Origin of the sequence: Microcystis sp. LSC13-02 (assembly GCA_002282935.1) — a bacterium.
GTDB lineage: Bacteria > Cyanobacteriota > Cyanobacteriia > Cyanobacteriales > Microcystaceae > Microcystis.
Genome location: MTBT01000094.1, coordinates 1 through 10,809, shown reverse-complemented (window position 1 = coordinate 10,809; position 10,809 = coordinate 1). Strand labels below are relative to the sequence as shown.

Here is a 10,809-nt window from a genome sequence, read left to right as displayed (position 1 = left end):
AATATTTTGGCCGCAGGACTTGCAGTGTCAGTCTGTAGAGCGACCATAAGACCAGAACAGAGTAAATCTGTTAAGGCAGGTGCGGAACCCCCCAAGGGAAAGAAGCAGAAACCTAAATCGTGAGGTTTGGGAATCACCGTCCGTTTACGGCGGTGAGGATGTCAATGTGACAGGGAATTATGGCGGCGATACGGTAGTTTTGCAATGAAATCGGCGGAACAGCAGTCATTTCGATCATGGCTGACGACAATGTTTAATGATGGTTAGGGGGGTTTCGTGGCGTTGAACGGCATGAACAATGGGACAATGGGGGAAAGCTTGGAAATAATCGTATCGGGATATAGCTAGATAATAATCGGGGTCGGGGGCCTTTCCCCAAGCAAAGTCATCTCGATAGATCATCGTCAAGTTTTTTTGGTGATCCTCTAGCATTTCCGCCCCAAACATCGGGCCGGCGACGACAACGGTAGAATTAGCGGCGGCATTTTGATTAAGCCATTCCATCCCCTCTTTTAGACTTAATCCCCAGTAATCGGTTTCCTGTTGACCGTGGGCGGCTTTTAAGCCCCCGTAGGCGCGATTATAGTAGGTGTATTCGTAGGGATGGAGGCTAATCATGTCATAGACAATGACGCTACAGTTCAGGATGAAAAGGGTAGTTAGAAAGATTTTTATTGACTTTTGTTTGATTTTGTGGTATGTCCAAATAATGGCCGTGCTTGCGAGCGCTGCGAGGGCGGGAATGACAAATAAAAAGTGACGGATGCCGTCGTAGAGGGTAGATTGGCGTAGTATAGCAACGGTGGGCAGTAAAAACGCTTGGAGCAGGGTGATTAGGGCGCAAGCACGCTGGTTTGGCGTTAATTTGGTCATTTTTGTCAAAATAACAACTGTAAACCCCACTGCGGCAATTTGCCAGAGGACGGGGGTGGTGAGGGAAAATAGCTGAGGTAAATAGTACCAAGGCAGGGAACGACCAGGGATATTTTCACCGTCAAAGAGAACCGTATTATCCCAGATGTTGTATTTTGACATTAGGGTTATGGCTTCGATAAACCAAGTAATCGGGTTTCTCCAAGCAGCAGGATAGACTATGTAGGTGGTTATTGCCCAAAAAAGTATAATAATTGCGTATAAGGGCAGAAAACGCCCGATAGTTTTGAGGATTGTTTTTAAATTCCATCGGGCAACTAGATGGGCGAAGATGAAATAAAAAAGGATAAAAAATCCGCCGATGCGAATTCCGGTGATTAAACCAGCGATAATTCCGTAGAGGCAGGAATAGAGAGTTAGAGAGTTAAATCCTAGTTTAATAGTTTGATTTTCGGTCTTGAAATATTTATCTAATAGCAGGGAACCGGAAAAAGTTCCCAGAGTAAACATAGCTGCGAAGGGGATATCTTTGGGGTTAAAAAAACTATGACCCCAAAAAGTAGGAAATAGGGCTAAAATTAGCGCACCTAACCAAGCGGATTCGATTCCCGCTAAGATAGCGACAATTCCCACCACAGACAGATAGGCAATCAGGGAAAAAAGAAAAGTAACGACGTGCTTAACGCGAGTTACTTGCCAGATATTTGCTAACCATTCATCCTTAGGGGTGGGATTGGGGGGGAGATTGGGGGTGTCGGGAGAGATATTTTGTTCAGTTTCGTAGATTAGTTGAGAGATATAGTTAAAATAAAAGCCATAATGCCTTGACATTTCGTGAATTGGCTTATTTCTGCGGATATAGTCCCAGTTTTGAACCACCATATCCACTTCAATCGCCTCATCCCAAGTGATGCCATAGTTACCGACAACTGCCAGACCGATGGTAGCAATAGCGAAGATAGTGGCGATAATTTTAAGATAATCTCTAGGGATAAAAAATCTGTGACCTAGTAATTTCATTATCGGGATAGGGTAGGGTAAAAATCTTATAGTTTAGTATACAGGAATGAACTGAAAATTAAGCACTGGGAGTAATAGTACTAACTGGCTACTTATTGACGATTTTGCTCGATTTTACCTCGGTTACTCGCCAACTGAGTTTGAGATTCATCCAGAAATTCCAGATCGTGACAACTGCGATGGCGATTAAATTGGCCAGATAGCGATCAATCCCGACAATATTAAAGAAAAAATTGAGGATCAGTACGTTGAGAATTAATCCCGCTAAACAGATGAGATTAAATTTGAAAAATCTTTTTAAGCGTTGATTCAGTCCCTTTTGATCGCTGGCGATATCGGCACCCGGCCAACCACACTGGGAAGAATTAATAATCCTAAAAGTTGGGTTCCTCTGGAAAGAAAACGTCGGGTGAGACGCCACTCACTGACTCCTCCATCGGCTACATGACGACTAGCGACGGCGAGATCGGCTCCTGCTTGGATTTGCTCGAGGAGTTGCAGCAAAATTTCGGGGGGATGCTGCAGATCCGCATCGATTACGCCGAGAATTTCCCCCCAAGCCAGCTGCCAACCCCTTACCACTGCCAAGTAGAGTCCTTTTTCCCCTTGCCGGCGCATAACGCGTAGTCGGGGATAGTGAGTCATCAAAGTGGCGGCGATTGCCCAGGTAAGATCGGGACTATCATCATCCACAAGGATTAATTCGTAATCTTCGGGGAGGGTTTGAGCGAGTAAATCGTTAAGAATAGCGATCAGGGAAATAATATTCGGCTTTTCGTTATAGGTGGGGATAATCAGAGACAGGGAGAGGGGATGAGGGAGGGAATTCTCCTGATCAAACTCCTGGCCGTTTATTTCCCCAAATGGAGGAGAAAAAGGTACTTGCAGAGGACTGTTCGGGCAGAGGAGAAAGGGGGGGATTTGTTGGGTGGTCATGAAAAAATTTTTGACTCGCTCACAAGAGGATTAATACGTTAGATAGACGGCCTAGTAGAAAAAGTTTCTATCTGATTTGGGATAAGCGAGACTTCTTTCCATTCAATCACACGGGGTCGTGATTCCCTGGCTGCCGGTTTACTGGCTAATCTCGGCCATGACGCGGAACCCCAAAACGCTGTAACGTTTTTCAGGCAAACAGAAGGTTCGGTTAGCACTGCGACAGTGATTGGCTTCATCACCCCAGCTGCCACCGCGCACGAGACGGGCTTTTTGATGACGGGGATGGATTCTCTCATCGGGAGTGAGCCAGGATTGACCGTTGAGGGGGGGATTCCGATTATAGTTTCGGTGCCAAACATCGGCGCACCATTCTCCGACGTTGCCGTGAATATCGTAGAGGCCGAAGGCGTTGGGTGGATAACTGCCCACGGGGGTAGTGCGAGTTATGTAATTACCTGGTGGTTCGTCGGCGTAGGGATTGAAGGCGGCATAATAGTTAGCTTGGGCAGCGGTTAAGGTTTCGCCAGCATGAAAGGGGGTGGTAGTTCCTGCGCGACAGGCATATTCCCAGCGCGATTCGCTCGGTAGGCGATAATCTCTGCCGGTGGCTTTAGAAAGGCGTTGACAGAATTCGATCGCTTCGTACCAAGATACCCGTTCAATGGGATGATTTGACCCGGTGAAAAAAGCGGGATCGGCGTTGATATCTATATCAACCTGCGGTAAGGATGCGATCGCCAGCCATTGGGCTTGAGTAATCGGGTATTTTGACAGTAAAAAGGCTTTGTTTGTCACTGAACGCTGGGGTTTTTCGCTGCCAGTGTGATCCCCTCGTTCTTCTGGTGGCGAACCTTGTAGGAAGCTGCCACCGGGGATGTAGACCATTTCTAGATCGATGCCGGGGGAGAGGGGTTGGCGAGTAGAGCGAGCCATATGGCGAGAGCGAGCGGTAATCTCACCATTACGAGCGATTGTTACGGTTTCAAACGAATATTCGCTAAATTCTAGGCTCTTGGCTTCGATGGGAACGCTCTCGGTTAAAAAGCGATCGAGATTGGCTTGATCTGTTTGTGTCAGGGAATTAGTCCGTCGGGGGGCTAAGATAGTGGCAATACCCGCTCCTCCTGTGGCTAGGGCGGTTAATTTGAGAAAACGCCGTCTCGGGAGCGAGCGATGCGGATGATACTCTGAGTTCTTCATGATTTTTTGCGCTATTCTTTCCCACGATAGCCGCTCGACTAGGGTAATGACTTTTGCTCTTTTATTTTCTTGTTTTCTCGTCTTTGATATTTATCCTTTACAGCCAGAAGGCTCTATCTCAGTCTAGAGTGGTGATATCTGGGGCGACGATACTGTATTTAACTGAGGGCTGTTTTTCGAGAAGCTTGCCCATTGATTATGGTACAATGGCACAGGTTGAGTGAAAACAAACAGTAAAAAAATACAAAATAATGACCCAAAAAGAGTTTCTATTAAAGAGTTTTAGCAAGTTTGATTACCGTCTATTTCTGGGTGTATTAATTACGGTCTTGGGATTTATCTTAAGATATTATCAGTACAATTCCTTGCCTCCCTATAACTGGACTCAAGATGAATTTGCCTTTGCTTGGAGTGGCATGAGTTTGATTCAAGAGGGAGTTCCTACCAGTTGGTCTTTCCTCAGTCCCACGGATGATTTTCTGGTGACAGTTTGGGAAAAAACTGCCGTTCGTTATCGTTTTGTTACCCCTTGGTTTGATCATCCTCCCTTGTTTGGATTAATTGTGGGTATGACGGCTATTTTATCGGGAGCAAAGGAATTTTTTGACTGTAGTTTAACAGTAATTAGAATTCCTTCTTTAGTTTTTGGCACTCTCTCTATTTTCTTACTTTATTTATTAGCTTTACGTTTGACTAATACCGGTGTGGCGATTATAACTTCTTTAATTTTTGCCACTAACCCCAATACGGTTTTTTTATCTCGTTTAGCAGTTAGTGAAAATTTATTATTATGTCTAAGTTTAGCGGTAGCACTTTTATTCCTTCAGTACGGTGAAAATTCTCAAAAAAAGTATCTATACTTGGCTATATTTCTAGGTGGTTTAGCACCTTTAGTTAAGGTGACAGGATTATATATCCTCGCTTCTCTAGTCGCTTTACTATTATTACAAAAAAATTGGCGAGATAGCTTAATCGCTTCTCTGACGGCAGTTTTATCCTTAGGTTTATATTACCTTTATGGTTGGTTTTATGATTTTAGTTGGTTTTTAACCACCCTTCAAGAACATAAAAATCGCTTTACGGATTTTGCTATGTTAAAAAATCTAGTTCTACCCACAGTTTTTTTTGAGGATGGTTGGTTGATTTTTAGTTGGATAACTTTACTGCTTGTTGCTAGATTTCCTTTAAAAATATCTAAAATACGATTAGTTACTTTTCCTATATTAATCTATACAATTCTTCTTATTTTTTCTGGCGCTCAAAGTCATTACTACGCTTGGTATGTAATTCCTTACTATGGATTTCTCTTTCTAGTGCTTGGTATATTCTTAGACGATTTTCGTAAGAACCCTGATTTTATCGGTGCTGCCACTATCTTTATTTTTATTGTCGTTTGGTCGGTGAATTTAAATATTAAGGATTGGGTTTTGAGTTCCCCTTACGGTAGATATTACTTTATTATCGGAACGGCAATTACTTTAGGAGGATTTTTCTTTAATGATTTAACCGAGAAAAAATCGGAAATTTTAACTAATTTTGTTAAGATAATCATGCCTATTTTCTTTTTGGGATTGTTACTAGGTAATCTCCATCTCATCCTTAACTATAAATTGCCAAGTTAAGCTAGTAAAACTAAACAAATAAATCTTAATTTTCTAATTATGAAAATCCTCAAACGTTTTCCACTTTCTCATCCCTTATTTTGGGCAATTATCTACTTTATTGCTTTGGGAATTATCTCGGTTATTTTAGGTCAAGATGTTAGTTGGGATTTACGCAATTATCATTTCTATAATCCCTATATGTTATTGACAGGAAGGTTTAAGTATGATGTCCTACCCGCGCAGATACAAACTTTTTTTAATCCCCTGATTGATGTTCCCTTTTTCGTCGCTATCCATTACTTAAAACTACCTCCTGTGGTGGTCGGTTTTTTCTTGGGAGGATTTCACGGTTTAAATCAGTGGTTGGTTCATTTAATCACTTATCACTCCTTCGATAAGGTTTGCGAAAGATACAAGATAACTTTAAGCATAGCGGCAGCAATTACCAGTATTTTTGGGGCAGCTTTTCTATCAGAGTTAGGAACCAGTATCGGCGATAGTACCAGCAGTGTTTTTGTTTTGGCAGGATTATTTTTAATTATCGCTTGTCTTGGTCGTAATCAACCGGTTAAGGTTAAAACGATAATTCTCGCAGGATTGCTTTTAGGACTAGCAACGGGACTAAAATTGACCACGGCACTGTATAGTATCAGTTTAATCGTGGCGATTAGTTTTTTAACCACTACCATCCAGGAAAAGCTGCGTAATCTTCTGTCCTTAATTCTCTCTATGGCTGTGGGATTTTCCCTGACGATGGGTTATTGGATAATCCTAATGTGGACTAATTTTGCTAATCCCCTTTTTCCCTTTTTCAACAAAATTTTTCAATCTCCCTACATCGAAACAGATTTTAACCTGCAAGATGCACGCTTTTTACCGAAAGATGTTTGGCAATTTTTATTTTATCCCTTTTATTTTGTGCAGGAACAAACCCTAGTGGCTGAGGTAAAATTTAAAGAGACTCGTTTTGCTATTGCCTATCTTTTAATTGTTATTCTTCTGGGAGTAATTATTTATCGCTACACCTCTCGCCGTTCTCTAGAGCAACAAAATAATTTAGTCCATTTACCTATTCTCAGATTTTTACTACCTTTTTATTGTAGTGCCTATCTGATCTGGTTAAAGGGGTTTTCTATTTATCGCTATCTGATGGTTCTAGAGTTAATCACACCGGTTTTAATTATCCTGATTATTGCCTATCTTTATCCTCATAAAAGGACAGTTTTTATAATCTCTATCGCTATTTTTACCTTAATTGCTGCTACAGTCAAACCCTTAGACTGGTGGAGAATGGGATGGTCAGATAATTATTTTGGTATCGATAGTCAAGCATTAAAACCCTACGAAAATTCCACGATTGTTATCTGGGGAGATGAAGGGACATCTTTTATCGTTCCTTATTTTCCCGCTTCCACTCGTTTTGTGAGACTCAAAGGCAATACTGGAGTCAGTGAGGGAACTTTAATGCGAAAAAATGCCGAGACATTTATTGCTAATACTCCCCTAGAATCTCTCTACATTCTCCAGACGGACTTTAATAAAAAATCCCCTGATATAGTGGAGGATTTAGCTAAGGAAAATCTCGTTATTGACTTCCAAAGTTGTCAACCCTTTCCCACCAAAATCGAAAAATTTAATCTCTGTCGTCTTGAGAAAAAGTAATTCTCACGGGAAAGCTATGCTCTAACAATTGTTAATTGCCAGTGACTCCTACCTTTTATCTGTAATGATTTATATATTGACCGTTAACTACAATTGCGCGGAATTAATTAAGCGTTTAATCGCTTCCCTCAACGATGACTTATCTGCTACTCTAATCATTGTTAACAATTCCATTGAAGATAAAAATATCCAATCTTTAGCAGCTGAAAGAGTCAAGACTATTGAAGCGGGGGAAAATTTGGGATTTGGGAAAGGATGTAATCTGGGACTTGATTGGATTTATCAACAAGACAGAGAAGCTATCGTTTGGTTAGTTAATCCCGACGCTTACTTATTACCGGACTCTCTGGAGAAAGCAAGCAAATTTTTTCAGCAATATCCGGAAGTTGCCATCGCCGGTACAGAAATTTACGAACCGGATGGTAAAATCTGGTTTGGTTGGGGAAAATTTAATGCAAAAATCGGCACAATTAACGTAGTAGAGGAATCCTTAGACTATCGAGATAAACCCTATCTAATTCCCGACTGGGTGACGGGATGCAGTTTATTAATTAATTTCTCGAATTTTTCCACTTGTCCCCATTTCGATACCGATTACTTTCTCTACTACGAAGACTTTGATTTTTCCCGAAGATACGCAAATCAAGGCTATTTAGTTGTTGTTACCAATCAGATTAAAATCATTCATGAACCATCTTCTATCACCCGTCGCTATGGTTATCTAAGACTAACTCATAATATCTATAGTTATCTTCTCAGTCTCGAAAAACATACGACTTTAACTATCCTTGTTTATCGCTTGCTGCGGATGAGTTTTATGTCTTTACTGATCCTTCCCATTAAACCGAAATTCTCCCTAGCCAAGCTGCAAGGAATTCAACTCTATTGTCAAAGAATTATCACTAAACCGCGTCTAGGTTGAAACCCTTAGTTTTGCGGCTTCAGGCATTATTCTTACTAAATCCTGTTGAAAAGCTATAGGAGAGCGGGGAGCGGCGAGTAGTGGTGATGGTGAGCTATCTTGCTGATCTAGTCTGACAGGTCTAATGACCCGAAAAATAAGGAAGAGTGAGCGATTCATGTTAATTTTTATTAAGAAGCGATCTTTGATGAGAACAGACAACTATGAACTTCGAGATTCCCAGTGCCGTAAAAACTTGGTCACAATTTGGCCATCCCATTCTAATGTGGGTTTTATTAGGATTAACTATCTATGCCCTCTATTCGGGGCTACAATGGCGACGGACGCGGACAGCAGATAAAGACCTAAAAAAAGAATTATTGCCCAAGGATTTTCGCACTAAACACTATCAAATTGGCTCCCTAATCCTCGCTTTAATGGTGTTGGGGACGATCGGGGGTATGGCGGTGACTTATATTAATAACGGTAAATTATTTGTCAGTCCCCATCTGCTGGCGGGTTTAGGGATGGTGGGTTTAATCTCGATCAGCGCCGCTTTAGTACCTTTAATGCAAAAAGGCAATGAATTGGCCAGAATCACTCATATTACCCTTAATGCCGTCATTTTAGGTCTTTTTGGCTGGCAAGCCTTCACAGGAATGGATATAGTCCAGCGTATTCTCAGCAAAATGTAAGAAACTTTGAAAATATAGGATGCGTCATCAGACGCATCCAACCTTAAAAAGTGCTTTCAAAGTTATAGCGTTTCCTGTTAACAAAAGGTACATTCTCAATCCTGAAAAGCTTAATCAGCAAAGGTTAAACTGTACCTCACAGATACGAGAACCGCTATAATTAGGGTCTGCTGAAAAAGTTTTTCGGTGGGGGTTGGGGGTTGGGGGATGGGGGATGGGGGATGGGGGATTTTCCCCCTGATCACTCCCATGCCTGGTACTTTTTGATTGACAAAAAGTCTAAAAGTCTTACCCAACAAGGTTTTTAGATTTATTCAGCCAACCCTAATTATTGGCAAGAGTGCCTCCTTGCCTGACTTGCACCAAGAGTCTGTTTGTAGCTTCGGAAATTGTCAAAACCGAGATGTAGTTACTTATTGAACACCACAAAGGCTAAAACATGGATTGTTATTTATGAGCCATTTATCCCTATCCGAACAGATTACCGCGGAACTTCTAGCAATCCTGATTGAAGAAGAAGTCACCTATCCCTGGGGTGTAACCGCTGTTGAGAGTCATGATCCCTTAGACCTGACAGAAACGCCCTTTTCTCTGTGTGAAGGCCTAGAAGCGACGGCGATCGAGGCAGAAGCTGATAGATTCTTTAATAGTTTACACCAAAAATTCCCGACAGTTTCCGTTTCACCCCGGTCTAATATCTTTGATAAATTTGCCTCTTTATTGCCGGCCGAACATTTAAATCGTCTAGTAGAAAGCGCTGAAAATCTAGTTGATAGTCAATTAGACAAGCTTGATCGCCTTGTTGTTTGTCTTAGCGATCTCTTTCCCCAATGGTCTCCAGAAGATTTACAGGTTTTTGCTCGTCCCTACGCCTATACTATGCGTAATGGCCAGAGCGAAACCAATATAGAAACCGAAAATTGGCAAAGTCTTTCCGAAATTGAACAAATTCGCCGGAGTGCAGCCATTGCCAGCCAGATTTTCCGCGACCTGTCTTCTCCTGAATAGTCATCTCATTTTATTTTGCACGACTACATTAGGTTACACTTCATCTTTATGAGAAACGCTATATCTGCTCCCACTTGACAAGGGTTTGGACGTGGAGGGTTGAACATACTTTGCGATAATCAATACCTCAATTCCTTTGATTTATTGTAGCGCATAGCTACGCATTATCACTTTATTCCTGGATTAAGTCTTGCTGTTCTTTGCTCCAGAATATTTCCCCTGAATTGTTAGCAGTGATAATATTTTTGACCCTATTAAAAGCATCTTAGACAGTCAAAGACTGACAGATAATTCGCCCGAAAGTCCCTAAATCGTTGCTAAGTTGTCTATACCTTCTCTGTGCGCCGCTTTCTCGATCAACGAAAGATTCGAGCTGATCGAACCCAAAATTTCGGTAAAGGGAAGAAACAGTCTAACAACTATTACAAGCAACGGATAAAAGTAGCTAAACTTCATCTTAAAGTGTCAAGACAACGTAAAGACAAAGCAATTAAAGACGCTTTAGCGTTAGTCCAGTCTAATGATCTGGTAGTCTATGAAGCTTTAAAGGTAAGAAACTTAGTCAAAAATCGTAAGCTGTCTAAGTCGATTTCTGATGCTTCTTGGTATCAATTCACTGAATGGTTTGAATTTTTTGCCAAGATTTATGGGATTGTTTGTGTTGCTGTTCCCCCGCATTTCACTTCTCAAGATTGTTCAGTTTGTGGGACGAGAGTTCAAAAAACCTTAAGCACTAGAACTCATCAATGGACCAATTGTCAAACAGTCTTAGATAGGGATCATAATGCAGCAATAAATATTCTTAAAAAAGGGTTGAAATATGGCTCTTCGGTTTGTGTTATGCAATGGACGGGGGTTATAAGGGATGGAACCCTTATATAGAAAGGCATTTAGCGATTTTTGTCAA

At 41.4% G+C, this 10,809-nt stretch carries 7 protein-coding genes and 3 pseudogenes; 7 read left to right on the top strand and 3 right to left on the bottom strand.

What is annotated here, in order from left to right; genetic code table 11:
• A pseudogene (locus BGL89_RS05550) lies at positions 1-123 on the top strand (RNA-guided endonuclease TnpB family protein); the annotation flags it as partial.
• Between the two features lie 111 nt (positions 124-234).
• Here the strand turns inward: BGL89_RS05550 and BGL89_RS05545 are convergent.
• The 3 genes and pseudogenes from BGL89_RS05545 to BGL89_RS05535 all read right to left on the bottom strand — a co-directional run bounded on the left by BGL89_RS05545 (position 235) and on the right by BGL89_RS05535 (position 4,032).
• Positions 235-1,893: a glycosyltransferase family protein gene (locus BGL89_RS05545; protein ID WP_286824842.1), complete on the bottom strand. Its 1,659-nt coding sequence runs from the start codon at positions 1,891-1,893 to the stop codon at positions 235-237.
• Between the two features lie 88 nt (positions 1,894-1,981).
• Positions 1,982-2,829: pseudogene (locus BGL89_RS05540) on the bottom strand (glycosyltransferase).
• Between the two features lie 138 nt (positions 2,830-2,967).
• Entirely contained in the window at positions 2,968-4,032 is a 1,065-nt protein-coding gene (locus tag BGL89_RS05535) for a formylglycine-generating enzyme family protein (RefSeq protein ID WP_286824841.1), read from the bottom strand.
• A gap of 251 nt (positions 4,033-4,283) precedes the next feature.
• Here BGL89_RS05535 and BGL89_RS05530 point away from each other — a divergent pair, with 251 nt between their 5' ends.
• The 6 genes and pseudogenes from BGL89_RS05530 to BGL89_RS05505 all read left to right on the top strand — a co-directional run.
• Positions 4,284-5,654 carry an ArnT family glycosyltransferase gene (locus BGL89_RS05530; protein WP_286824840.1) on the top strand — a complete coding sequence of 457 codons (1,371 nt, stop codon included), beginning with the start codon at positions 4,284-4,286 and terminating at the stop codon, positions 5,652-5,654.
• Positions 5,655-5,693: 39 nt separating this feature from the next.
• On the top strand, positions 5,694-7,298 hold the full coding sequence (locus BGL89_RS05525) for a glycosyltransferase 87 family protein (RefSeq protein ID WP_286824839.1): 1,605 nt from the start codon (positions 5,694-5,696) through the stop codon (positions 7,296-7,298).
• A gap of 64 nt (positions 7,299-7,362) precedes the next feature.
• Positions 7,363-8,220 (top strand): glycosyltransferase, encoded by an 858-nt coding sequence (locus tag BGL89_RS05520; RefSeq protein WP_286824838.1) that lies wholly within the window; start codon positions 7,363-7,365, stop codon positions 8,218-8,220.
• Positions 8,221-8,423: 203 nt separating this feature from the next.
• Entirely contained in the window at positions 8,424-8,894 is a 471-nt protein-coding gene (locus BGL89_RS05515; protein WP_286824837.1) for a DUF4079 domain-containing protein, read from the top strand.
• Between the two features lie 453 nt (positions 8,895-9,347).
• Positions 9,348-9,902: a hypothetical protein gene (locus BGL89_RS05510; RefSeq protein WP_286824836.1), complete on the top strand. Its 555-nt coding sequence runs from the start codon at positions 9,348-9,350 to the stop codon at positions 9,900-9,902.
• 390 nt (positions 9,903-10,292) lie between these two features.
• Positions 10,293-10,784, top strand: a pseudogene (locus BGL89_RS05505) (RNA-guided endonuclease InsQ/TnpB family protein); the annotation flags it as partial.
• Between the last annotated feature and the right edge of the window lie 25 nt (positions 10,785-10,809).

What these genes read in the sequence shown, in the direction of transcription:
- BGL89_RS05545 (WP_286824842.1), bottom strand. Translation starts at nt 1,893, where the DNA reads ATGAAATTACTAGGTCACAGATTTTTTATCCCTAGAGATTATCTTAAA.
- BGL89_RS05535 (WP_286824841.1), bottom strand. Translation starts at nt 4,032, where the DNA reads ATGAAGAACTCAGAGTATCATCCGCATCGCTCGCTCCCGAGACGGCGT.
- BGL89_RS05530 (WP_286824840.1), top strand. Translation starts at nt 4,284, where the DNA reads ATGACCCAAAAAGAGTTTCTATTAAAGAGTTTTAGCAAGTTTGATTAC.
- BGL89_RS05525 (WP_286824839.1), top strand. Translation starts at nt 5,694, where the DNA reads ATGAAAATCCTCAAACGTTTTCCACTTTCTCATCCCTTATTTTGGGCA.
- BGL89_RS05520 (WP_286824838.1), top strand. Translation starts at nt 7,363, where the DNA reads ATGATTTATATATTGACCGTTAACTACAATTGCGCGGAATTAATTAAG.
- BGL89_RS05515 (WP_286824837.1), top strand. Translation starts at nt 8,424, where the DNA reads ATGAACTTCGAGATTCCCAGTGCCGTAAAAACTTGGTCACAATTTGGC.
- BGL89_RS05510 (WP_286824836.1), top strand. Translation starts at nt 9,348, where the DNA reads ATGAGCCATTTATCCCTATCCGAACAGATTACCGCGGAACTTCTAGCA.